The sequence below is a fragment of the Pseudomonas sp. AF32 genome (genome assembly GCF_022342325.2).
In the GTDB taxonomy this organism is placed as follows: domain Bacteria; phylum Pseudomonadota; class Gammaproteobacteria; order Pseudomonadales; family Pseudomonadaceae; genus Aquipseudomonas; species Aquipseudomonas uvaldensis.
This window is the reverse complement of the sequence record NZ_RQJK02000006.1, coordinates 1-24,367: the sequence shown is the minus strand read 5'-3', so window position 1 is coordinate 24,367 and position 24,367 is coordinate 1. Positions and strand designations below refer to the sequence as shown.

Below are 24,367 nucleotides of genomic sequence, written 5' to 3'. Positions count from 1 at the left end.
TCTATGCAGGATGGTCACTGTCCCAACCCTTTCAGGAACTCCCGATACAGCGCCGCGGTTTTTCCTGGTTTTTCAAGCGGCGGCAGATGCCCGACCCCCTCCCAGATTTCCACCCGCAGATCCGCGATGCCCTTGCTCCACACCGGCACGCTGCTGACGTCGATCATTCGGTCCTGGCGGCCCCAGAGCAGCAAGGAAGGCGCACGGATATCGACCAGGCGTGGCTCCATCGGCGGGCTGCTGGTGAAGTCCGTGTAGATCTCCGCCAGCTCTTCGCGGCGCTGTACATACTGCTGCGCCACCGCCGCCAATATCACCCCCGGCACCCAGGGCGGCGAGGCCATGGTCAACGCATAGAACGGCGCGAAATCACTGCGTGAATGCATGAGGGAAGGATTCCTGCCGGCGGCGACCAGGCGATCCATGTCGCTGGGCTGGGGTGAAGTGACGCCGGCCGGATTTAGCAGCGCCAGGGTCAAGACGCGTTCGGGCGACGTGGCCGCCAGCCATGCGGCGAGATAGCCGCCCATGGAGTTGCCGATCACATGGACCTTGTCCAGGCCGCAGGCGTCGAGCAACTCGATCACCCGCCGGGCCTGGGTCGGTATGTCGTAGCCGCCACCGGCCTTGAAACCGGTTTCGCCATGGCCGGCCAGGTCTGGGATCACCACCCGGTAATCATTGACGAACGGGCGGGCCATGCGCAGCCAGAGGCCCTTGTCGGCACTGTAGCCATGCAACATCAATATGCTGCTGGACGCTTCGTAAGGTCCGCCCTGCAGGGTCGATACCGTCATCTCGCTGATGGGCACCGTGATCTTGCGCAACCGGGAGAAACGCGTTTCCAGGGCCATGCTCAAGTCGAACAGCACTTGACCGATGCCTGGATAGGTCAGCCAGCTCCAGACGATGAACACGGCGACGAGTACCCACAACACCAGCATTATTACCTCCATGAGTCACGACGAAGCTTGAGCGGCCAACCTGGGGCTACGAGGTTGACAGTGGTAAGTGAAGCTCAAAGATGGGCACATCGCGACGGCAGGGTTGCTTTTGCTTGGGTGGTAGTTGTGAAAGTCATGGCATTCCTGATAGTGCGTTGCTTCCTGTTGTGAGTCATTTGGAGTGGCGCGGCTTCTGATAGCCGTCGAAGCGGGACGTGAGGAGGCGAGAGCAAGGGATACCCCCGGCTTGCACCGGGGGTCTGTCGCTTCTTTAATTGGCGGAGTGGTCACCAGTGACAGTGATGGATCAAGGCATATCTGAGATCAAATCTAACTTGACTCCTTTCAATTCTCCGTTTGTTTTGTAATATGCGGTGTTTCTGTATTTGTAGATCGTATCTAAGGTCCTAAGTTTTACTCTTCCTGGCAGAACTGTTCGGACAGCATTGGGGCTTTTGGTTACAAGAAATGGATGGGATGATTTGATTTTATCAAGTGCCTCAACGGGGTCGTTAATTTTTTCCATAAGGAAATATCGATAGATGAAAGGGACGGTCGCTCCGCCTGAATTGTAAAGTACTTCGTAAATAGCGCCTGTTGAATCAACAGGGGTTACTGAAGTTATTTCTGACGGTTCCGGTGTAGCGGGGGACTCCATGTAAATGTATATCGCCTGCATAATGCACACTGCGGACAAAATCAGGCAGGTTCGTTTAGATGTTCTTGCTTTGAGCATACTTTATCCCTGCTTCTATCCAGATTTGGTCCACTTCGTCATCGCCGTAAGGCGATTCTGCCCACCACTTTCCAAACTCTTCCTCTGACGTCCCTGCTATGGATTGAGCCGCTCCTGCCGCTCTTAGTAGGATCTGTTCTGAAATTCCTGCTACTGTGCCGGTAGCGCCATAATTGAAATTTCCAAATTCCTCATATTCCCTGCCGCGCTGCTTATAGTCCCATTCACCTTTGTTTCTAACCTTTGTGTAAAATACCCCAAAAATGACTGCGTCACCGCCCACAATGATTTTTGAAGAGTCTTTCAGCTTTCTTGCCTCCTCCATGTTTTCAGCTAACCTGACATTCGGAGGGGACAATGGAGGTATTCCTGAGTTGGCCCGCTCCTTGATTAATGTTAATCGTGTGGAGGCTAGATTTATAAGTCGTTCTTCTATATTTTTAATTTCGACATTTAAGATGTCGATTTTATAAGTGGCGTGGATAGCGTTGAGTTCTCGTTTTAAAAATATTTCGGGATCAAGAGAATCATTTTTTATGTGCTCAATAAATGCTCTGCTGTCTCTACTCTTGAAATCTATATTGGGCTGGTCAGCCAAGAAAGAGAGCTGCTGTTGCAGTTCTTTTTGCTTTTGATCTCTCAACTGTTTGACCAAGCGAATGGTCTCGTTAACTCTTTGCTCTGGTAGCAGCTCCGTTGTCGAGTCCCCACTGACATCGGCTGAATCCAGTTCGGCCTGGACTCTTTTCTCCAGGCTGGCCTTGTCCAATTGATATCGATTGATAATGGCATTTCTTTCCTGGTTGTATCGGTCGGTCCAAACAGCTACATGTTGTTTTTCTTTGGCTTCTGTGGTTGCGATGGTTGAGGCGAGTTGCTTGGATTTTTCCGTAAGAATTTTTATTTTTGCCGCAAGCATCTTGACTGTGTACGCAGCGGTGATGGAAGTGAGCCATCTGTTATAGGTTGTTAGTGAAGGCTCTCTGCTCTTGTGAAAAATATTTACAAAGTCAACGGCATTTTGTTTGAAGTCTTTATCGAAAGGGTTTCTTCCATAAAAGGTCTTCGCTGTCGCAGTGATTTTTTGCAGTTCGCTGTTCTTGATTTTAAGAAGTTCATCGACGATAGATTTTTCATGTTTGTATTGCTCCAGTGCACTTGGTTTACCAAGAGCTGGTTTTTTGGCAATTTCCTCGTCAAGCTCGGACTTGAAAAACGGAGCGTGTGAGTTATAGGCTTTTTCTATTCTGTTTAGTTGAGTGGCAATGGTGGCGAAGATGGTTGTCGATTGATCGGGGTGCTTGATGTTTTTCTTGCTGAAGAGCGTGTTTATTTCAGATGATTCAACAACTTTTCCGCTCCAAGGGAGTGGTTTGGCTGTGTACCCAGGGGGGATTTTCGGCAGACTGGGCAGTGGCGACGGTTGTGGTGGCTGGGGCGTAACAACTATGGGTGGCAGATTTATTGTTTTAGGTGGTTTGTTTGATTTTTTCATAATGCCTCCCTGGCAATGAGTTTGTAGAGCGTTCGCTAATAACTACGCTAAACGTCCGCCTTCCGAGCGGCAACCTGAAAGGCGCGTCGGAAAGTTCTGAGGAATTTGTCGTATCGTCCTGCATTTCTTTATTTCGTTTCCCTCGTTCCTACGACTGTTGTCGGTAGAGGACTCGTCCGCGAGGGCTTGTTGGTTGTACGGCTAGAGCCTTGCGTCATTGTCGGGTAGGGTGCCAAGGCACTCACTCGATACGGAACAAGGATGAAATCATGACGATTACCTCGCTTCGCTCCCGTCTGGCCGTCAGTCTCGGCTTGAGCCTGGCCCTCGGCGCCTTCGCCCCCGTTGCCTTCGCGCAGCCTGATCAACCGGTATTGAGCCACGCCGAGCAGTACAAGGATGAGGCCCTTAAACTGCTCGAACGGCTGGTGAACATCGACTCCGGTTCCGGCTATGTGCCGGGGTTGACTCAGGTCGGTGACATCGCCATCGATGAGCTGAAGAAGCTCGGCTTCAGCGTCGAAAAGGTGCCGAATTCGGATGGCACCCAGCACGTCCTGGCCACCCTCAAGGGCACGGGCAAGGCGAAGATCCTGCTGATGGCTCATATGGACACGGTGTTCAAGGAAGGCTCGGCGGCCGAGCGGCCTTTTCACATCAAGGACGGGCGCGCCTATGGGCCGGGGGTGATGGATGACAAGGGCGGTATTGTCGCCGGGATTTATGCGCTGAAAGTGCTGAAGAACCTCGACTTCAAGAACTACGCGCAGATCACTTTCCTGCTTGATGCCAGCGAAGAGACCGGCTCGGACGCTGCCACCGACCTGATCAAGAAAACCGCCAAGGCCCATGATGTGACGCTGAACCTTGAACCGGGGCGCCCGGCCGATGGCCTGGTGGTATGGCGCAAGGGCAGTGCCACGGCGCTGGTGGAGGTCAAGGGCAAGGCCTCCCACGCCGGCGTAGCGCCCGAACTGGGGCGAAATGCAGCGATGGAAGCGGCGCACCAGATTCTGCAATTGGGCAAGCTGGGCGATACGGAAAAGAAGACCACCATCAATTTCACCGTGCTCAATGCGGGTGATCGGACCAATGTCATTCCCGACAAGGCCACCGCCAAGGCCGACGTTCGGGCGGCGGTGCCGGAAGAGTTCGACCGTATCGAGAAGGACCTGGCCCGCGTGTCCCAGGAAAAACTGATCGCCGACACCGAAGTCACCACAAGCCTCAAGCGTGGCCTGCCGCCGATGCCGCAGACGGCCGAGTCGGATCGCTTGATGGCGATGGCCCAAGGTATCTATGGCGAGCTGGGCCGCAAGCTCACCGAAGAAGGCAGCGGCGGCGCGGCGGACGCCAGCCTGTCCGCCGGCGTCGGCACGCCGACGCTGGATGGCTTCGGCATCGTCGGCGGCAATATCCACACGCCGGAGGAATATGCCGAGGTGGAGAGCGTCGTGCCCAGGATTTATCTGCTGTCGCGGATGATCATGGAGTTGGCGGGGCGTTAGGTTGCGCCCGATGGCATGATCGACCCTATACCCTGTGGGAGCGGGCTTGCTCGCGAAGGCGGACTGTCAGTTGAACAAGGGTTGATTGATACAAAGCTTTCGCGAGCAAGCCCGCTCCCACAAGGGCATATGGCGTGTCGGTTAGCGCACTTCGACGTTATCCAGTGCCCGGTTCGCCAGCAAGCCGCCCAGTTCGATCAACTGCTGGATGCCCAGCGCCACATGTCGCCTGGAGCCTTCCAGGTCGAACGCGAGGTCGCTGACCATGGCGTTGGCCGAGGACAGGGTTTCGCTGAGGTTGGCGAGCAGGCATTCGGTGTCCAGGTCGTTTACCACGATGAATAGCTGGCCTGGAGCGGTTCTGGACGGCTTGGGTTCGAGGTAGAAGTCGAGGGCGCGCTTGGCGGCTTTGTCGAAGGCTGTTGGGGTCGGATCGGTGTCCGGTGGGTTCGGGGTTGGTTTGAACATCGATGAATCTCCAGATAATGAAGTTGGAGCCATCATCTTTCGCTACCAAACGAAGGGTGGCGGCCATACGAAGGTTGGTAGACCGGTTACCTGGCAACCCGGCGCGCCCTGGGACGCCCTACGCATGACCACCATCAAACAGAGGGCGAAAAAAGTCCTCTGCATTCAAGTTGCACATACGCCAGAAAACCGGGCTACCAAACCCGATCGCTGATTCGTCAGCGACCGGAAAACGATAAAACCCAGGCCCAGGGCGCACAAGCCGGCGGATTCTGGCGTAGTTGTAGGCAATGGCGCAAGGCGAGGTGGTTTGGTCCTACATTGAGACAAGTTGGATGAACAAACCGTTGACTGGGCCAGGGCCATGCCGACCATTCGTGGCGAGGGGATTTATCCCCGCTCGGCTGCGAAGCAGTCGTAATGCGGCTGGCGCGGCTCATCTGGTTCACCGCGGTGTCTGGCTTTGGGGCTGCTGCGCCGCCCAGCGGGGATGAATCCCCTCGCCACAGGGGAGTATCGTCCAACGGATTTCAGTACACCCAAACCTCCACCCGCCGATTCTTGATCCGTCCTTCATCCTCACTGTTGGCCGCCACGGGCATCAGGGCGCCGAAGCCGCGCACTTCCCGCAGTGTGACGCCGTATTTGACCAGCTCGCGCCGTACCGCCATGGCCCGCAATTTGGACAGCAGGTCCGCCCGCGCCGGGTCGTCCTTGGCGTCGCCGAAACCTACCAGTGTCACGCGGCGGTCGGTCTTGCCGTGTTGCTTGATGTAGGCGAGCACACGGCCCAGGTCCTGATGGGCCTTGCTGTCCAGATTTGAACTGCCTTCTTCGAAGCGGAAATTCACGCTCAGGCGCTGGGCATGGCGACTCAGGGCCTGATAACCCTCCGGCATCAGCGCATTGGGCGTGACGGCCATGGCCTGCACCGTTTGCGAAATGAAGCCGCTGGCCGCGACGATGGCCTGGCCCTTGTCGCTTTGGGCAAACGTCACCAACGCTTCGGCCCAAGGGTTCTCTTGACGGGGAGGCAGATAAAAGAACAACCGGCGCGACAAAGGGTAGTCCTCGGTGGCAATCAGGCTGTTCAACGGCAACATGGGCTGGGAGTCGCCATCGACAATCGCCACAGGCTTGGCCTGGCGAACGTAGGGCAAGCCAATGAAACCGATGCCTTGCGGGTCCTGGCTGACGGCGTCGGACAACTGTTCGCTGGATTCGAAGCGCCGGGCTGCAGGGTCCAGCCGTTTACCCTGTCGGCTGAGTACCAATTCCTTGAAGGTATCGTAGGTGCCGGATTGTTCATCCCGGGCGTACAGATGAATCGGACCGCCAACGCCCCCCAACGCTTCCCAGGTTTTCGCCTCGCCGCTGAATATTCGTGCGAGCTGCACGGTGTCGAGCTGACGCAACGGGTTTTGGGGATGAAGAATAATCGCCAGGCCATCGATGGCGATGACCTGCTCGGCGGCGCGACTTTTCAGGTCACCGAGGGACGATAATTCTTTCAGTTCATTGTCCTTGATCGGCCGGGAGGAGGCGGCCAGGTCGGCGCCGGCCTGCTTGAGGGCGGCGAACCCGGTGCTGGAGCCGTGGGCCGCGATGTCGACTGTCACGCGACGGCCATCGGCGGTCTGGCCAACGACACGTTGCTCGTTGTCCCGCCCGGTGATTTCAGTGCTGACCTTGAACAGGCCTTGTTCTTCCAGCAGCCCTTTGACCAAGGCAGGGCCGAGCGCCGCGCCGATGGTATTGGAGCCTTGCAGGCGCAGGGCCGGGCCCTGTTCGGGAAGGGGCAGCGTGCCGGCCCAGGCGGCGAGCGGCAGCCAGAGGACTATGAATAAACCAACGCTCAGCCGCATGCGGCACCTTTGGAACCCGGGAAAGTGCGTGGAGATTAAGTCAGTCAGATGACTGATAGATGACAGGGTTGCTACCTGGCATCGCTCCCGCAAGGGATCGGGGGTGCATGCCGCATCGGCGAACTGTATGTACCGATCAGGCGAGTTCCAGCCAGATCGGCGCATGGTCCGACGGTTTTTCCATACCCCGCAGTTCATAGTCCACCCCCGCATCCTTGACTCGTGGCAACAGGCCATGGGAGGTAAGGATCAGGTCAATGCGCAGGCCGCGCTTGGGTTCGTCCTCGAAACCGCGGCTGCGGTAGTCGAACCAGCTGAAACGGTCGGTGACGTCCGGGTTCAGGTGACGGAAGCTGTCCACCAGGCCCCAGTTCTTCAGGCGGGCCATCCATTCGCGTTCTTCCGGCAGAAAGCTGCATTTGCCGGTTTTCAGCCAGCGCTTCATGTTGTCCGGGCCGATGCCGATGTCACAGTCTTCCGGGGAAATGTTCACGTCGCCCATGACCACCACAGGCTGGTCGTTGCTGAAGCGGCTTTCCAGCAGTTGCTGCAAATCGCTGTAGAAACGTTCCTTGGCCGGGAATTTGGTCGGGTGATCGCGGCTTTCACCTTGTGGGAAATAGCCGTTCATGATGGTCACCGGCACGCCGTTGGCATCGGCGAAGGTACCCCAGATAAAACGTCGTTGAGCGTCTTCGTCGTCACCCTCGAAGCCTTTATACAAGCTCAACGGCGCCTGGCGGGAGAGCAGGGCGACACCGTAGTGACCTTTTTGTCCGTGGTAATGCACGTGGTAACCCAGGGCTTGCACTTCGTCCACCGGGAACTGTTCGTCGTGGACCTTGGTTTCCTGCAGGCCGATCACGTCCGGCTGATGCTTCTCGATCAGCGCCGCCAGCTGATGGGGGCGGGCGCGCAGCCCGTTGATATTGAAGGAGACGATCTTCATGGTCGGCTTTCCTGGCAAAACAGCGATGCTAGCTGACATGTAGGACGCGGGCCAGCGTGGCAGTAGGACAAATGCGCTGCTAATGTCCTGTGCATGTAGGAACGATCGTAACCCTATTGGGTTCGTACTCAATAAGAGCAGGGCCTCGCAAGCCCGCCCAGGAGATTTCCCGTCATGCCTGAAACCGCCATCGCCGATATCCACATGCTCGACAGCGGTTATTCCCGCGAAGCCCGTTCGTTGCTGTACCAGGCGTATCGTCACGAGCCGACGTTCAGCTATCTGTTCGAGTCCGAGCGTCCCGGTTATGAACAGCGGGTGCGAGCGACGGTGCGGGAATTGGTCAAGCAGCATTTTCTCCAGGAATTGCCCGCCATCGGGCTGCTGGTCAACGACCGGTTGATCGGTATCGCCCTGGTCGCTCCGCCTCAGCGACGGTTGGGAATCACCGAAAGCTGGGCCTGGCGCCTGCGCATGGTCCTGAGTACCGGGTTTCGCTGCACCCGGCGGTATCTGGAATACCACGCAGCGGTGACGGCCTGCCTGCCGTCGGATTCGGTGCACGTGTTGCCACTGTTGGGTATTCACCCGCAGTTCCAGGGCCAGCATTTTGGCGAACAGTTGCTGACCGCCGTACATAACTGGTGCGCGGTGGATGAACATTCCCAGGGCGTGGTGCTGGATACGGGCAACCCGCGTTACCTCGAGTTCTACAAGCGCCAGGGCTACCAGGAAATTGGCGAGGTGGCGGTAGGGCCGATCCGCGAGCATGTGTTTTTCCACCCCAACCCGCAGGTCCTGCAAAGCGCAACGGCGTAACCCGACGAACTTTTGGGAAATGTCCGGCTCTATCAAGCACCTACGCTCGTGATAGCATCCGCGCCATGAAACTCCCAGGAAGAATGACCAGCGGCGCGCTCTTGCTGTCTCTCAGCTGCGTGGCCCTGGCACAAAGCGAATTGGATGTACGGATCAAACCGTCCAATGACGCACTCAAGGCCAACGTGGAAGGTTATATCGGTGGGCTGGGCGATCGTGACGAAGAGGCGTTGCTGCGTTTCAGTCGGGGTGCCGAGGAGCAGGCCCGCAAGGCCGCCCAGGCGCTGGGTTATTACCAGCCGCAGATCGACAGCGAGGTCAAGGGTGGCAAGGACCCGCGCCTGATCCTGACCATCGACCCCGGCGAACCCGTGCATTTGCGCAATGTCACCGTGCGTATCGATGGCCCGGCGGCCTCCCTCAAATCCTTTCGTGTGCCGGCCAACGATGCCCTCAAGCCGGGTGCGGTGCTCAACCATGGTCACTACGAGGATGCCAAGCGGCTGATCCAGAACCAGGCTTCGCGCTATGGTTTCTTCAGCGGGCGTTTCACCCGTCAGAAACTGTCGGTAGACCCACAGGCCGGTGTCGCCGACATCGAGCTGGTCTACGACAGCGGCCCGCGTTACAGCCTGGGCCCGGTGAGTTTTGAAGGCGACACGCCGTTCGACGAAGACCTGTTGCGGCGCATGGTGCTGTTCAAGGCCGGCACCGCCTATGATTCCGAACTGATTGCCGAATTGAACCAGGCCCTGCAATCGAGTGGCTATTTCGAAGGCGTTCGGGTGGATGCCGCGCCCACCGCAGCCACCGACAACGTGATCCCGGTGGCGGTCAAGCTCGACACCCGCAAGCCGCGCACCATGGGCCTGGGCCTGGGGTTTTCCACGGACGTCGGCCCGCGGGCCAAGGCCAACTGGACGCGCCACTGGGTCAACCCCCAGGGGCACAGCTACGGTTGGGAAGCCGAAGTCTCCGCGCCCCGGCAGAACGTCGGCCTATGGTATGACGTGCCGCTGGATCCGCCGCTGACCGACAAGTTGCGTTATGCCGGCGGCTATCAATACGAAGAACTGGCGGGCACCGACACCCTCAGTAAATTGCTGACCGTTGGCCCGGAATGGCACAGCAAGTTGCCCAGCGGCTGGCAGCGGGTGGTGTCGCTCAAATGGCAGCGTGAGGAATATCGCCTCGGCGACGATGAAGGCCTCAGTACGCTGCTGATGCCCGGCGTCAGTTATTCCTACCTGCGCAGCGACAACCGCATCGACCCGCACAACGGTTATCGCTTGCAGTTCGAGACCAGAGTCGCGAAGGAAGGGCTGGGCTCGGACAACAACCTTTTATATGGCACTGCCATGGTCAAAGGCCTGACCACCGTGTTCGACAAGCACCGTTTCCTGGCCCGGGCCCAGATCGGCGGCAGTGCCACCAACGGCTACAAATCCATTCCGCCGTCCCTGCGCTTTTTTGCCGGTGGCGACCAGAGTGTGCGCGGCTACGACTACCAGAGCCTGTCGCCGGAAAACTCCGAGGGTGATCGCATCGGTGGGCGCTACATGGTGGCGGGCAGTCTGGAGTATCAATATTCCATTGCCGAGAAATGGCGGGTGGCGACCTTCGTCGACCAGGGCAACGCCTTTAACAACCTTGAATTGCCCAGCCTCAAGACGGGCGTCGGCGTCGGCGTGCGCTGGGTGTCGCCAGTAGGCCCGATCCGCCTCGACCTGGCCCATGCCATGGACGACGAGGGCGGCATTCGATTGCACTTTTCCATGGGGCCCGAGCTGTGAGTCGTGGTTTGAAGAGAACGCTGCTGACGCTCGTCGGGTTGCTGGTGGTGATCGTGCTGGCGTTGAGTACGGTGCTGGGGACCGCATTCGGCAGTCGTTGGACCCTGGGCCTGGTGCCGGGGCTGACCGTGGAGAATTTCCAGGGTCGCCTGGGGGGGCAGTGGAGCGCCGATCATCTGCTGTGGCAGCAGGACAGCAGCCGGTTGGAGGCCGATGGGGTGATCTTCGGTTGGTCGCCCGCCTGCCTGCTGCGCATGACCCTGTGCATCGAACAGCTCAAGGCCGACACGGTCAGCCTGCAATTGCCACCCTCCACCGATGCGCCGAGCGATGGCCCGGTGACGTTGCCGGACCTGGACTTGCCGCTTGTCATTGAACTGGGCGATGTCCAGGTCGGTAGCCTGCTGTTCAACGGCAGCGAACAGTTCAAGGGCCTGCAACTGGTCGCCCACTGGACCGCTCAAGGCTTGCAGATCGATTCGGTGCAATTGCAGCGTGACGAGCTGAGCTTGAAGCTGTCCGGCTTGCTCAAGCCGGGTGGCGACTGGCCGTTGAAGGCCGAAGGCCGACTGACTCTGCTCGCGCCGGGCGCCACGCCTTGGGCACTGGACCTGAAAGTCGACGGTGATTTGCTCAAGACCCTCAACCTCAGCGCCGACAGCAGCGGTTACTTGCAAGGTCGGTTGGTCGGCGAGTTGCAACCGCTGGCCGACAACCTGCCGGCCAAGGTGCGCATCACCGCCGACGGCTTCAAGGCCAGCGCCGGTCTGCCGGACACCCTGTTACTCAACCAGTTGGAACTGAACGGCGAAGGCGATCTGAAAAGCGGCTATCAACTGCTCGGCAATGCAACACTACCCGCGGAGAAAGGCCCGGTGGCCCTGCGACTGCAAGGCACCGTCGATGCCAACGGCGCCCGGATCGCGGCCCTGGACCTGGAGGCCGGCGACCGGCAAAGCCTGAAGCTCACTGGTCAGTTGGACTGGCGCGAAGGCCTGAGTGCCGACGCGAAAATCGCCTGGCTGGACTTCCCCTGGCATCGCCTCTATCCGCTGATCGACGAACCACAGGTGACGCTGCGCAGTTTCAATGGCGAAGTCTCCTACACGGATGGCCAGTATCTGGGCCATTTCCAGGCGGCGCTGGACGGGCCTGCTGGCGCCTTCAGTCTGGGCAGCCCCTTCAGCGGTGATCTGAGCCAAATCCATTTGCCGGAACTCAAGCTCGCCGCCGGACAGGGCAAGGCCGAAGGGCACCTGGACTTGCAGTTTGCCGAGGGCATCGCCTGGGACACGGCACTGGAACTGTCGGCTATCGACCCGGCGTACTGGCTCGGCGAATTACCCGGCACTCTGGCCGGACCGTTGCGCAGCAAAGGCGCGATGAGCAACGGCAATCTCAGCCTCGATGCAAACCTGGACCTCAAGGGCAAATTGCGTGGCCAGCCAGCGATCTTCCAGGCCAAGGCCAGCGGCGGTGGCGAGCAATGGAACCTCAGTGCGCTGGATATCCGCCTGGGTGACAACCGCATCAACGGCAGTGGCAGCCTGCAACAGACACTTTCCGGCAAGATCGACATCAAACTGTCGCGGTTGGCCCAGCTCTGGCCCCACCTGCGCGGCCAGGTCGTGGGGCGTGTCGATGTGGCGGGGACCCTGAAGGCGCCTCAGGGCAAGTTCGGCCTGCAAGGCACGCAGCTGGCCTTTCAGGATAACCGTCTGCAAAGCCTGAACCTGGACGCAACCCTGGACAGTGCGCAGCGGGGCAAGATCGACCTCAAGGCCAGCGGCATACGGGCTGGCGAGACATCCCTGGGCGCGCTGACGATCAGCGGCCAGGGTGACATCAAGCAACAGAAACTCGATCTGGACCTGCAAGGGCCGCAGCTCGACACGACCCTGGCGTTCAGCGGCGCGCTCGATCAGGGCAACTGGCGTGGGCGTCTGCTCAGCGGCGACATTCAGGCCGGCGGCCAGGCCTGGAGCCTGCAAGCCCCGGCGAAGCTGGAGCGCCTGGCCGACGGCACCCTCAACTTCGGCGCCCATTGCTGGCGGTCCGGGCAGGCCAGCCTGTGTGGCGAAGACCAGCGCCTGATGCCGGAACCGAAGTTGCGCTATCACCTCAAGCAATTCCCCATCGAAAGTCTGGCCCAATGGATGCCCAAGGACTTTGCCTGGCAGGGCCAGCTCAACGCGGATCTGCAGTTGGACTTGCCTGCCAGTGGCCCGAACGGCCGTATTCAAGTCGACGCCGGGGGTGGCATGCTGCGAATCCGTGACAAGGACCGCGACAACGGACAGTGGCTCGATTTTCCCTACCAGACCTTGAGCCTGAACAGTCGCCTGACCCCCAAGCTTATCGACACCGAGCTGAATTTCGCCGGTGCCCGACTCGGCGAGCTGGTGCTCCAGGCGCAGATCAACCCGTTGCCCGCCAACAAACCCCTCAGCGGCTCGTTCCGCTTGACCGGCCTGGACCTGTCGGTGGCCCGGCCGTTCGTGCCGATGGTCGAAACACTCACCGGGCACCTGAACGGCAGCGGCACATTGTCGGGCGGTTTGCTGGCGCCCCAGGTCAACGGCAACCTGGTGCTCAGCGAGGGTGAAGTGTCCGGCCCGGAACTGCCGGTCAGCCTTGAGGCCTTGCAGGTCCGGGCCATGATTGCCGGTGACACGGTGCGCCTGGACGGCAATTGGAAAAGCGGCAAGAACGGCCGAGGCAGCCTGATCGGTGATATCGGCTGGGGAGAGGCCTTGAGCATGAACCTGGCCCTCAAGGGCTCGCAATTACCGGTCACCGTCGAACCCTATGCACAGCTGGAGATGGCGCCGGATCTCGACATTAAGCTGCAAGGGGAGCGGTTTTCCGTAGCGGGTAAGGTGCTGGTGCCCAAAGGCGAAATCACCATTCGCGAATTGCCGCCGTCCACCGTCAAGGTGTCCGATGACACGGTGATCGTCGGCCACCAGACCGAAGAGGGCAAGGCGCCGATTGCCATGGCGATGGACATCGAAGTGGTCGTGGGCCAGGAAAAACTCGCGTTTTCCGGGTTCGGGCTGACGGCCAATGTGCAGGGCCAGGTGCACATCGGCGACAACATGGACACCCGGGGCGAACTCTGGCTCAACGATGGCCGTTACCGGGCCTACGGGCAACGGCTGACGGTGAGGCGGGCGCGTCTGCTGTTCGCCGGCCCTATCGACCAGCCTTACCTGGACATCGAGGCGATCCGCCAGACCGACGACGTCATCGCCGGTATTCGCTTGAGTGGCAGTGCCGAACAGCCGACCACGCAAATCTTCTCCGAGCCGGCCATGAGCCAGGAGCAGGCCCTGTCGTATCTGGTGCTGGGCCGTCCGTTGAGCACCACCGGCGAGGACAACAACATGCTCGCCCAGGCGGCGCTGGGCCTGGGCTTGATGGGCAGCTCGGGGGTGACCACCAGCCTTGCCAATAACCTGGGCATCGAGGACTTCCAGCTCGACACCCAGGGCAGCGGCAACGATACCAGCGTGGTCGCCAGCGGCAACCTGTCGGAAAAACTCAGCCTGCGCTATGGCGTCGGTGTGTTCGAACCGGCCAATACCATTGCCTTACGCTACAAGCTCAGCAAGAAGGTCTACCTCGAAGCCGCCAGCGGCGTCGCCAGTTCGCTGGATATCTTCTACAAGCGCGATTTCTAACCCTTTCCCCAATCATTGTGGGAGCGGGCTTGCTCGCGAATGCTGTGTGTCATTCAACAGATAAGTTGACTGATCCAACGCCTTCGCGAGCAAGCCCGCTCCCACATTTTTATCCGCGTTCGTCCGCTTATGTGTAGTTGGCTAACTATTTGTTTGACATTCGCTGCCTAAGCAGTAATATCTCGACATACATTCCCTGCCTAGGCAGCAATCGGTGTCCAGATGAAGCATTTCACCCCTGACGATTTCCACAACTGCCATCTCGGCATGCTGCTCGGCCGTGCCGCGCTGCTCAAGGACCGGATCATCGACACCCACATGGAGCCCGTCGGCATCACCGCCGCGCAGTTCAAGGTGTTGATCATCATGGCCCAGCACGGTATCGACACGCCGGCCGAGCTGTGTCGCTACCTGTCCCTGGACAGCGGTTCGATGACCCGCATGCTTGATCGCCTGGAGCAGAAAGGTTTTCTGGTCCGCCAACGTTCGGCGCAGGACCGCAGGCAAGTGCAACTGGTGCTCACCGAAGCCGGCCAGGCCCTCGCCGATCGCTTGCCGTATATCGGCGCCGACGCCATGAACCAGTTGGCCGGCGCCATCAGCCGCGAGGAGCTGCAAACCCTCGAACACATCCTCAAGAAAATTCTGCTCGCTGCCGGTGACCCCATCACCGTGCTGCGATTGGGGGACAAATGAAGCGTAAAACCTTGCGTACCCGACTGAGCCTGGTGCTGCTGGCGATGAGCCTCGCCGGTTGTGCCAGTTACAGCGGCCTCCAGACCGAAGGTGTCAGCCTTGATGCCCAGAGCCTCAAGGTCGGGCAGTCGTTGAATGGCGTGACCTTGTCGCCCGCCGCGTGGCCGAAAAGCGACTGGTGGAAAAGCCTGGGTGATCCGCAACTCGACGGCCTGATCCGTGAGGCCTTGCGCGACAGCCCGGACATGCAGATCGCCAGTGCCCGTGTTCATCAGGCCAGCGCCGCCGCTTATGCCGCCAATGCGGCACGCATGCCCACTCTGGATGCCAGCGGCAGTGTCAGTCGTTCGCGGCTGGCCCGTGACCAGGACCCGGCGGGGCAGGGCGGTGCCTACAGCACCTTGCGTTCGCTGAGCGTCGATTTCAATTACAACTTCGACCTCTGGGGTGGTCAGCGTGCCGCCTGGGAAGCGGCCCTGGGCCAGGCCCGCGCGGCCGAAATCGACCGCCAGGCCGCGCAACTGACCCTGGCTGCCGATGTGGCCCGGGCCTATAGCGACCTCGGTCAGGCCCACATCATTTATGACCTGGCCGCGGAAGACCTCAAACGCACCCGGCAAATGCTCGACCTGAGCAAGCGCCGTCTCAGCGCCGGGATCGACAGCGAGTATCAGTTCCAGCAGACCGAAAGCCTGGAAGCCAGCGCCGACGCCACCCTTATCGACGCGGAGAAACGCCTGCAAAGCGCCAGGATCGCCCTGGCGGTACTGCTGGGCAAGGGTCCGGATCGTGGCAATGAAATCGCCCGGCCCAATGTGCTGAAAGCCAGCGCGGTGGCCTTGCCGTCGAACCTGCCGGCGGAGCTGCTGGGTCGTCGTCCGGACCTGGTGGCGGCACGTTGGCGAGTGGAGGCGGCCAGCAAGGACATCGAGGCCGGCAAGACCAACTTCTACCCCAACCTCAACCTGAGCGCGGCGGCCGGGGTGCAGTCGTTGCTGGGGGACGCGATGTTCGGTTCGGCCAGTCGCTTCTTCAACGTGGCGCCGACGGTTTCGCTGCCGATCTTCGACGGTGGGCGGTTGCGGGCAGACCTGGACGCCCGCGACGCCGACTACGACCTGGCGGTGGCGCAGTACAACAAGAGCCTGGTCAAGGCCCTTGGGGATGTCAGCGACACCATCAATCAATTGCGTGACATCGCGCGGCAGATCGGTGCCCAGCAACATGCCACCGATATTGCGCAAAGCTCCTACGACACCGTGGTCCAGCGCTACGGCTCCGGCATCGGGAATTACCTGGACGTGCTGAGCATCGAGCAGCAATTGCTCCAGGCCCAGCGCCAACTGGCGAACCTGAATGCCGAGCAGATCGACTTGTCGATCCAGCTGATGCAGGCACTGGGCGGTGGTTTCGAGGCCCAGACCCTGGCTTCGGCCACGCCGGCCTCCACCACGCTGAATAACTGATTCGAGGTATTTGTCATGGCCACTGCAGAAAATACTCAAGCGTCCGAACATTCACAGGACAACAACCCGCGCAAGCGCAAGGTGATGCTGCTGGCGCTGACGGTGATCGTCATTCTCGGCGGCCTCGGCGTCTGGGGCTGGCACGAATTGTATGGCCGTTGGAACGAGAGCACCGATGATGCCTATGTGAACGGCAACGTGGTGGAAATCACCCCGCAAGTCACCGGCACGGTGGTAAGCATCGGTGCTGACGACGGCGATCTGGTACGTGAAGGCCAAGTGCTGGTGCAATTCGACCCGAACGATGCCGAAGTCGGCTTGCAAAGTGCCCAGGCCAATCTGGCGCGTACCGTGCGCCAGGTGCGTGGCTTATACAGCAACGTCGACGGTATGCGGGCGCAGGTCAATGCCCAGGAAGCCGAGGTGCAGAAAGCCCAGGAAAACTACAACCGGCGCCGGAACCTGGCCGCTGGCGGGGCGATTTCCCAGGAAGAACTGTCCCACGCCCGGGATGATCTGACCTCGGCACAGAACGCACTCGCCAATGCCCGCCAACAGCTCAAGACGACCAGCGCCCTGGTGGATGACACGGTGGTGTCGTCCCATCCCGACGTGCAGGCCGCGGCCGCGCAACTGCGTCAGGCTTACCTGGCCAATGCCCGCAGTACCTTGATCGCGCCGGTCACTGGTTACGTTGCCAAGCGAACTGTTCAATTGGGTCAGCGGGTACAACCGGGCACGGCGCTGATGGCGGTGATCCCGCTGGATCAGCTGTGGATCGACGCCAACTTCAAGGAAACCCAGCTGCGCGACATGCGCATCGGCCAGCCGGTGGAGATCGAGACCGACCTCTATGGCAGCGATGTGAAGTACAGCGGCACCGTCGATAGCCTCGGCGCAGGCACGGGCAGTGCGTTTGCCTTGCTGCCGGCGCAGAACGCCACCGGTAACTGGATCAAGATCGTCCAACGGGTGCCCGTGCGTATCCACGTCAACGCCGAGGAATTGGCCAGGCACCCGCTGCGGATCGGGCTGTCCACCGAGGTCAATGTCAACCTGCGGGACCAGAGCGGCCCGGTCCTGGCCCAGCAGCCACCGCAGAAAGCTACGTTCAGCACCCAGGTCTACGACCGGCAGCTGACTGACGCCGACGCGATGATCACCCGGCTGATCCACGACAACAGCGCGGCGGCGAGCAAAACCGCACAGCGCTAGTCATTCCTGGCTCGCCCCCACAGGAGAATTGCGCTGGACACCGGATCCGTGAACACCAAGGTCCAGCGTGGGAGCGGGCTTGCTCGCGAAGACGGCGGCACATTCAACATCAAGGTGACAGTTACACCGCTTTCGCGAGCAAGCCCGCTCCCACAGGTTTGTGTGCTGGCCTGGACGATTTCATCACCTTCGCTTCATAGGATTTCGCAATGAGCAATAACGCGTCCTTCACGCCGCCCAGCCTGTTGCTCAGCACCATCGGGCTGTCTCTGGCGACGTTCATGCAGGTGCTCGACACCACCATCGCCAACGTCGCCTTGCCGACCATCTCCGGCAACCTTGGCGTCAGTTCGGAGCAGGGCACCTGGGTCATTACTTCATTCGCGGTGAGCAACGCCATCGCGCTCCCGCTGACCGGCTGGTTGAGCCGTCGGTTCGGCGAGGTGAAGTTGTTTTTGTGGGCGACGATGCTGTTCGTGCTCGCCTCGTTTCTCTGCGGCATCTCCACCTCGATGCCGGAACTGATCGGTTTTCGCGTGCTCCAGGGGCTGGTGGCCGGACCGTTGTACCCGATGACCCAGACGTTATTGATCGCCGTGTATCCGCCTGCGAGGCGAGGCATGGCCCTGGCGTTGCTGGCGATGGTCACGGTGGTGGCGCCGATTGCCGGGCCGATCCTCGGCGGCTGGATCACCGACAGCTATAGCTGGCCGTGGATCTTCTTCATCAACGTACCCATTGGCATGTTCGCGGTGATGGTGGTGCGCCAGCAACTCAAGGCACGACCGGTAGTGACCAGCCACCAGCCGATGGATTACGTCGGCCTGATCACGCTGATCATCGGCGTCGGCGCGCTCCAGGTGATTCTCGACAAGGGCAATGACCTGGACTGGTTCGAATCGAACTTCATCATCATTGGCGCGCTGATTTCCGTCATCGCCCTGGCGGTGTTCGTGATCTGGGAAATGACCGACCGTCATCCGGTGGTGAATCTGCGATTGTTCGCCTATCGCAACTTTCGCATCGGCACCATCGTGCTGGTGGGCGGTTACGCCGGGTTCTTCGGCATCAACCTGATCCTGCCGCAGTGGTTGCAGACCCAGATGGGCTACACCGCCACCTGGGCCGGGCTGGCCGTGGCACCCATTGGCATCTTGCCGGTGCTGATGTCGCCCTTCGTCGGCAAATACGCCCACAAGTTCGACCTGCGCCTGCTGGCTGGGCTGGCGTTCCTGGCCATCGGCCTGAGCTGCTTCATGCGTGCCGGGTTCACCAATGAAGTCGATTTCCAGCACATTGCCCTGGTGCAGCTGTTCATGGGCATTGGTGTCGCGCTGTTCTTCATGCCGACCTTGAGCATCCTGATGTCGGACCTGCCGCCGCAGCAGATCGCCGACGGCGCCGGGCTGGCAACGTTCCTGCGGACCCTGGGCGGCAGCTTCGCCGCGTCCCTGACCACCTGGATCTGGATCCGCCGGGCCGACCAGCACCATGCGTACCTGAGCGAAAACATCAGCACATTCGACCCGGCCACCCGTGAAGCGCTCAACCAACTCGGTGGCCCAAGTGCGCCGGCCTATGCGCAGCTCGACCATATCCTGACCAGCCAGGCGTATATGCTCTCCACCGTGGATTACTTCACGCTGCTGGGGTGGGCGTTCATGGGCTTGATTCTGTTGGTGTGGCTGGCGAAGCCGCCGTTCGCAGCGAAGGCGGGACCCGCGGCGAGCGGCCACTGATCAAGCATTGAAATGCAATCCCCTGTGGGAGCGGGCTTGCTCGCGAAAGCAGTGTGTCAGTTCACGTCGAAGTGACTGTCAGGCCGCCTTCGCGAGCAAGCCCGCTCCCACAGGGGCGGCGTATGCTTTAAGTGCTTGGCAATGCTAATTGCGAATTGCCACACCCAAACGGCGCCAGCGCAAACCCTTGCTCATCCACCTGCAACGCCCATCCCTGCTTGTCCCAATCCCCCAGTACGATACGCCGAGCGGCGTGATCGCCCAGTTGCAGCTTGTGAATGGCGGGGCGGTGGGTATGGCCGTGGATCAGGGTTTTTACGCCGTACTGTTGCATGACCCGCGGCACTTCCTCGGGGGTGACGTCGACGATGTCGTTGGCTTTCATCCGCGTTTGCGCACGGCTTTCGCTGCGCAGTTTGCGCGCCAGCTTCTGGCGGCTGCCCAATGGCAGGTGGCGCAGGATGAACAGCGTGACCGGGTTGCGCAGCCAGCGCCGAAGCTTCATGTAGCCTTCATCGCGGGTGCAGAGGCTGTCGCCGTGCATCAGCAGCACCGGCTCGCCATTGAATTGCACGACGCTCGGGTCCTTGATCAGGGTGCAGCCGGCCGCTTTACAGAAGGCCTGGCCCAACATGAAGTCGCGATTGCCGTGCATCAGGAATATGGCCGTGCCGCTGTCGCTCAAGGTGCGCAGGGCCTGACAGATGGAGCGTTGGAACGGGGTCATGGCATCGTCGCCGATCCAGGCTTCGAAAAAGTCCCCCAGGATGTACAGCGCCTGCGCCGAACGGGCGCGGGTGGCGAGCAGATCCAGAAACGCCCGGGTGATGTCCGGGCGCTCCTCTTCCAGATGCAAATCTGAAATCAGTAGGATCACTCAACGATCTCGGCTTTCTCGATGATCACGTCTTCCGCCGGGACGTCCTGGTGGCCGGCCTTGGAGGTGGTGGAGACGCCTTTGATGCTGTCGACCACATCGGTGCCCTCGATCACTTCACCGAACACTGCGTAGCCCCAGCCCTGGACGGTCTTGGCGCTGTGGTTCAGGAAGCTGTTGTCGGCCACGTTGATGAAGAACTGCGCGGAAGCCGAATGTGGTTCCATGGTGCGGGCCATGGCGATGCTGTACTTCTTGTTCGGCAGGCCGTTGTCGGCTTCGTTCTGGATGCTTGGGCGCTTGTCTTTCTTTTCCTTCATGCCCGGCTCGAAACCGCCGCCCTGAATCATGAAGTTGCCGATGACGCGGTGGAAAATAGTGTTGGTGTAGTGACCGGCCTTCACATACTCAACGAAGTTGGCAACGGTTCCGGGAGCTTTTTCGGCGTTCAGTTGCAGAACGATGTCGCCGTGGTTGGTGGTCAGTTTCACTTTGCTCATGATGACTACTCTTTCAAGGAATTCGTGGGTTTCGGGGCCCGTAAGCCCGCAACCGGTCTGGCTGCAAACGGCCAGGCTGGGCAGTTTAGCGTGCCGGGCACGAAATTCGAGGCTGTTTTTCGTCCGGCAGCCGAATAAATTCAATCGTTTGCCGGACCTGGCCTGTCAGGTGCTTGACAGCATCGGCTATGATACGGGTTTTGATTTATCAGGCCGCACCCGGCCGCGCACTTGTCTGTTCAAGGATCCTATGAGCAAGCCCACTGTCGACCCTACCTCGAATTCCAAGACCGGCCCGGCCGTGCCGGTCAACTTCCTGCGCCCGATCATCCAGGCGGACCTGGATTCGGGTAAGCACACGCAGATCGTCACTCGCTTTCCGCCAGAGCCCAACGGCTACCTGCACATCGGCCATGCCAAGTCGATCTGTGTGAACTTCGGCCTGGCCGAGGAGTTCGGCGGCGTCACGCACCTGCGTTTCGACGACACCAACCCGGCCAAGGAAGACCAGGAATACATCGACGCGATCGAAAGCGACGTCAAGTGGCTGGGTTTCCAATGGACCGGTGAGGTGCGCTACGCCTCGCAATATTTCGACCAGTTGCACGACTGGGCGGTGGAGCTGATCAAGGCGGGCAAGGCCTACGTCTGCGACCTGACCCCCGAGCAGGCCAAGGAATACCGCGGCAGCCTGACCGAGCCAGGTCGCAACAGCCCGTTCCGTGACCGCAGCGTCGAGGAGAACCTGGACCTGTTCGCCCGCATGCGTGCCGGTGAATTCCCGGACGGCGCACGGGTGCTGCGGGCCAAGATCGACATGGCCTCGCCGAACATGAACCTGCGCGACCCGATCATGTACCGCATCCGCCACGCCCATCACCACCAGACCGGTGACAAGTGGTGCATCTACCCCAACTATGACTTCACCCACGGCCAGTCGGACGCCATCGAGGGCATCACCCACTCGATCTGCACCCTGGAATTCGAAAGCCACCGTCCGTTGTACGAGTGGTTCCTGGAGCACCTGCCGGTACCGGCCAAGCCGCGCCAGTATGAATTCAGCCGCCTGAACCTGAACTACACCATCACCAGCAAGCGCAAGCTCAAGCAACTGGTGGACGAGAAGCACGTCAACGGCTGGGACGATCCGCGCATGTCGACCCTGTCGGGCTTCCGCCGCCGTGGCTACACACCGAAGTCCATCCGCAACTTCTGCGAGATGGTCGGCACCAACCGTTCCGACGGCGTGGTGGACTTCGGCATGCTGGAGTTCAGCATCCGTGACGACCTCGACCAGAGCGCCCCGCGTGCCATGTGCGTGCTGCGTCCGCTGAAAGTGGTCATCACCAACTACCCGGAAGGGCAGGTCGAGAACCTTGAGCTGCCGCGTCACCCGAAGGAAGACATGGGCGTGCGCGTCCTGCCGTTCGCCCGGGAAATCTACATCGATCGCGACGATTTCATGGAAGAGCCGCCCAAAGGCTACAAGCGCCTGGAGCCTGCCGGTGAAGTGCGCCTGCGCGGCAGCTACGTGATCCGCGCCGACGAAGCCATCAAGGACGCCGATGGCAACATCGTCGAGCTGCGTTGCTCCTACGACCCCGACACGCTGGGCAAGAACCCGGAAGGTCGCAAGGTCAAGGGCGTGATCCACTGGGTGCCGGCCGCCGCCAGCGTCGAGTGCGAAGTGCGCCTGTACGATCGCCTGTTCCGTTCGCCGAACCCGGAGAAGGCCGAAGACAGCGCCAGCTTCCTGGACAACATCAACCCTGACTCCCTGCAAGTCCTCACTGGTTGTCGTGCCGAACCCTCGCTGGGCAACGCACAGCCGGAAGACCGTTTCCAGTTCGAGCGCGAAGGCTACTTCTGCGCGGATATCAAGGACTCGAAACCCGGTGCTCCGGTGTTCAACCGTACCGTGACCTTGCGTGATTCCTGGGGTCAGTGATCAAGTCTTAAGGGAAATCCTGTGCTTACGATCTACAACACGCTCACCAAGAGCAAAGAAGTCTTCAAGCCGCTGGATGGCAACAAGGTGCGCATGTACGTCTGCGGCATGACCGTGTACGACTACTGCCACATTGGTCACGGTCGCAGCATGGTCGCCTTCGACCTGGTGACCCGCTGGCTGCGGTTCAGCGGTTATGAGCTGACCTACGTGCGCAACATCACCGACATCGAAGACAAGATCATCAACCGTGCCCGGGAAAACGGCGAGCCTTACGATGCGCTGACCGAGCGCATGATCAAGGCCATGCACGAGGATGAGGCGCGCCTCAATATCCTCAAGCCGGACCTGGAGCCCCGTGCCACGGACCACATCCCTGGCATGCTGAGCATGATCCAGACCTTGATCGACAAGGGCTACGCCTACGCACCGGGCAATGGCGACGTGTACTACCGCGTTGCCAAGTTCATGGGCTACGGCAAGCTGTCGCGCAAGAAGATCGAAGACCTGCGCATCGGTGCACGGATCGAAGTCGGCGAGTCGAAGCAGGACCCGCTGGATTTTGTCCTGTGGAAAGCTGCCAAGCCGGGCGAACCGAGCTGGGATTCGCCGTGGGGCAAGGGCCGTCCGGGCTGGCACATCGAGTGCTCGGTGATGTCCACCTGCTGCCTGGGCGAGACCTTCGACATTCATGGTGGCGGTAGCGACCTGGAATTCCCGCACCACGAAAACGAAATCGCCCAGAGCGAAGCCGCCACCGGCAAGACCTACGCCAATGCGTGGATGCATTGCGGCATGATCCGGATCAACGGCGAGAAGATGTCCAAGTCCTTGAACAACTTCTTCACCATCCGTGACGTGCTGGATAAATACCATCCCGAGGTGGTGCGTTATCTGTTGGTGTCGAGCCACTATCGCAGCGCGATCAACTATTCGGAAGACAACCTCAAGGACGCCAAGGGTGCCCTGGAGCGCTTCTACCATGCGTTGAAAGGGTTGCCGACTGTACCGGCCGCCGGTGGCGAAGCGTTCGTGGCGCGCTTCACCGAAGTGATGAACGACGACTTCGGCACGCCGGAAGCCTGTGCGGTGCTGTTCGAGATGGTGCGCGAGATCAACCGCCTGCGCGAGAGCGATCTCAACGCGGCGGCGGGCCTGGCGGCGCGCCTGAAGGAACTGGCCGGCGTGCTCGGGGTGTTGCAGCTGGAGGCGGACGAGTTCCTTCAGGCCGGAGCCGAAGGTCGCGTGGACGCCGCCGAGGTCGAAGCGCTGATCCAGGCGCGGTTGACAGCGCGAGCCAACAAGGACTGGGCCGAGTCCGACCGTATCCGCGACCAGCTCACCGCCATGGGCGTGGTGCTGGAAGACGGCAAGGGCGGGACGACGTGGCGTTTGGCTGACTGAGGCCGGCAACGCCCGACATCCTGGGGGAGCGGGCTTGCTCGCGATAGCGTTCTAACCGTTAACGATGATGTTGACAGTGAGCACGCCATCGCGAGCAGGCTCGCTCCCACAGTGGTTTTGTGGTGGGCGCAAGACTCCTGACCACCCTCAATCCCCTAATGAAATGGTCCTCTCAGACCTCCCCCAGTGAAAGCTAAGCTTTCACTGGGGGATCTAATCGGAGACCGCCGCCATGAATACTGACAATCTTGCTCTCACTAGT

17 protein-coding genes are annotated in these 24,367 nt (G+C 60.3%); 10 read left to right on the top strand and 7 right to left on the bottom strand.

The annotated features are described in order from the left end of the window. Positions 1 to 14 precede the first annotated feature (14 nt). Entirely contained in the window at positions 15 to 944 is a 930-nt protein-coding gene (locus tag EGM97_RS07560) for an alpha/beta fold hydrolase (RefSeq protein ID WP_238965076.1), read from the bottom strand. Between the two features lie 713 nt (positions 945 to 1,657). Next, a complete protein-coding gene (locus EGM97_RS07555) occupies positions 1,658 to 3,175 on the bottom strand; it encodes a polymorphic toxin type 44 domain-containing protein (protein WP_238965075.1) in 1,518 nt (505 codons plus the stop codon). A 269-nt stretch (positions 3,176 to 3,444) separates the two neighbouring features. Here EGM97_RS07555 and EGM97_RS07550 point away from each other — a divergent pair, with 269 nt between their 5' ends. Then, complete coding sequence (locus EGM97_RS07550) at positions 3,445 to 4,683, top strand: M20/M25/M40 family metallo-hydrolase (protein ID WP_238965074.1); 1,239 nt, start codon at positions 3,445 to 3,447, stop codon at positions 4,681 to 4,683. 141 nt (positions 4,684 to 4,824) lie between these two features. Here EGM97_RS07550 and EGM97_RS07545 read toward each other — a convergent pair whose 3' ends face one another. The 3 genes from EGM97_RS07545 to xthA all read right to left on the bottom strand — a co-directional run bounded on the left by EGM97_RS07545 (position 4,825) and on the right by xthA (position 7,965). After that, on the bottom strand, positions 4,825 to 5,151 hold the full coding sequence (locus EGM97_RS07545; protein WP_238965073.1) for a DUF6124 family protein: 327 nt from the start codon (positions 5,149 to 5,151) through the stop codon (positions 4,825 to 4,827). A gap of 530 nt (positions 5,152 to 5,681) precedes the next feature. Next, positions 5,682 to 7,016 carry a substrate-binding domain-containing protein gene (locus EGM97_RS07540; RefSeq protein ID WP_238965072.1) on the bottom strand — a complete coding sequence of 445 codons (1,335 nt, stop codon included), beginning with the start codon at positions 7,014 to 7,016 and terminating at the stop codon, positions 5,682 to 5,684. Between the two features lie 136 nt (positions 7,017 to 7,152). Continuing rightward, positions 7,153 to 7,965, bottom strand: a complete 813-nt coding sequence (gene xthA, locus EGM97_RS07535) for an exodeoxyribonuclease III (RefSeq protein ID WP_238965071.1) — start codon at positions 7,963 to 7,965, stop codon at positions 7,153 to 7,155. Positions 7,966 to 8,139: 174 nt separating this feature from the next. On the opposite strand from xthA, the gene EGM97_RS07530 reads away from it, so the two are divergent. The 7 genes from EGM97_RS07530 to EGM97_RS07500 all read left to right on the top strand — a co-directional run bounded on the left by EGM97_RS07530 (position 8,140) and on the right by EGM97_RS07500 (position 19,376). Continuing rightward, positions 8,140 to 8,784, top strand: coding sequence for a GNAT family N-acetyltransferase (locus tag EGM97_RS07530; protein WP_053158344.1), 645 nt, complete (start codon positions 8,140 to 8,142; stop codon positions 8,782 to 8,784). Positions 8,785 to 8,849: 65 nt separating this feature from the next. Beyond that, positions 8,850 to 10,577, top strand: a complete 1,728-nt coding sequence (locus tag EGM97_RS07525) for an autotransporter assembly complex protein TamA (RefSeq protein WP_238965070.1) — start codon at positions 8,850 to 8,852, stop codon at positions 10,575 to 10,577. After that, complete coding sequence (locus EGM97_RS07520) at positions 10,574 to 14,260, top strand: translocation/assembly module TamB domain-containing protein (protein WP_238965069.1); 3,687 nt, start codon at positions 10,574 to 10,576, stop codon at positions 14,258 to 14,260. The genes EGM97_RS07525 and EGM97_RS07520 overlap by 4 nt, the downstream gene beginning before the upstream one ends. Positions 14,261 to 14,482: 222 nt before the next feature. After that, on the top strand, positions 14,483 to 14,956 hold the full coding sequence (locus EGM97_RS07515) for a MarR family winged helix-turn-helix transcriptional regulator (RefSeq protein WP_238965068.1): 474 nt from the start codon (positions 14,483 to 14,485) through the stop codon (positions 14,954 to 14,956). Further along, entirely contained in the window at positions 14,953 to 16,422 is a 1,470-nt protein-coding gene (locus tag EGM97_RS07510) for an efflux transporter outer membrane subunit (protein ID WP_238965067.1), read from the top strand. The genes EGM97_RS07515 and EGM97_RS07510 overlap by 4 nt, the downstream gene beginning before the upstream one ends. Positions 16,423 to 16,437: 15 nt before the next feature. Continuing rightward, positions 16,438 to 17,637 (top strand): HlyD/EmrA/EmrK family protein, encoded by a 1,200-nt coding sequence (locus EGM97_RS07505; protein ID WP_238965066.1) that lies wholly within the window; start codon positions 16,438 to 16,440, stop codon positions 17,635 to 17,637. 209 nt (positions 17,638 to 17,846) lie between these two features. Beyond that, a complete protein-coding gene (locus tag EGM97_RS07500; protein ID WP_238965065.1) occupies positions 17,847 to 19,376 on the top strand; it encodes a DHA2 family efflux MFS transporter permease subunit in 1,530 nt (509 codons plus the stop codon). Positions 19,377 to 19,503: 127 nt separating this feature from the next. Here the strand turns inward: EGM97_RS07500 and lpxH are convergent, their stop codons facing one another. Both lpxH and EGM97_RS07490 read right to left on the bottom strand, forming a co-directional pair. After that, the gene (gene lpxH, locus EGM97_RS07495) at positions 19,504 to 20,253 is read right to left on the bottom strand and encodes a UDP-2,3-diacylglucosamine diphosphatase (protein WP_238965064.1); all 750 of its coding nucleotides are present in this window, start codon (positions 20,251 to 20,253) and stop codon (positions 19,504 to 19,506) included. Then, complete coding sequence (locus EGM97_RS07490; RefSeq protein WP_238965063.1) at positions 20,250 to 20,753, bottom strand: peptidylprolyl isomerase; 504 nt, start codon at positions 20,751 to 20,753, stop codon at positions 20,250 to 20,252. Before EGM97_RS07490 ends, lpxH begins: the two co-directional genes overlap by 4 nt. Positions 20,754 to 21,003: 250 nt before the next feature. Between EGM97_RS07490 and EGM97_RS07485 the strand changes: the two genes are divergently transcribed. Then, positions 21,004 to 22,701 carry a glutamine--tRNA ligase/YqeY domain fusion protein gene (locus tag EGM97_RS07485; protein WP_238965062.1) on the top strand — a complete coding sequence of 566 codons (1,698 nt, stop codon included), beginning with the start codon at positions 21,004 to 21,006 and terminating at the stop codon, positions 22,699 to 22,701. A 21-nt stretch (positions 22,702 to 22,722) separates the two neighbouring features. After that, complete coding sequence (gene cysS / locus EGM97_RS07480) at positions 22,723 to 24,105, top strand: cysteine--tRNA ligase (protein ID WP_238965061.1); 1,383 nt, start codon at positions 22,723 to 22,725, stop codon at positions 24,103 to 24,105. Positions 24,106 to 24,367 lie beyond the last annotated feature (262 nt).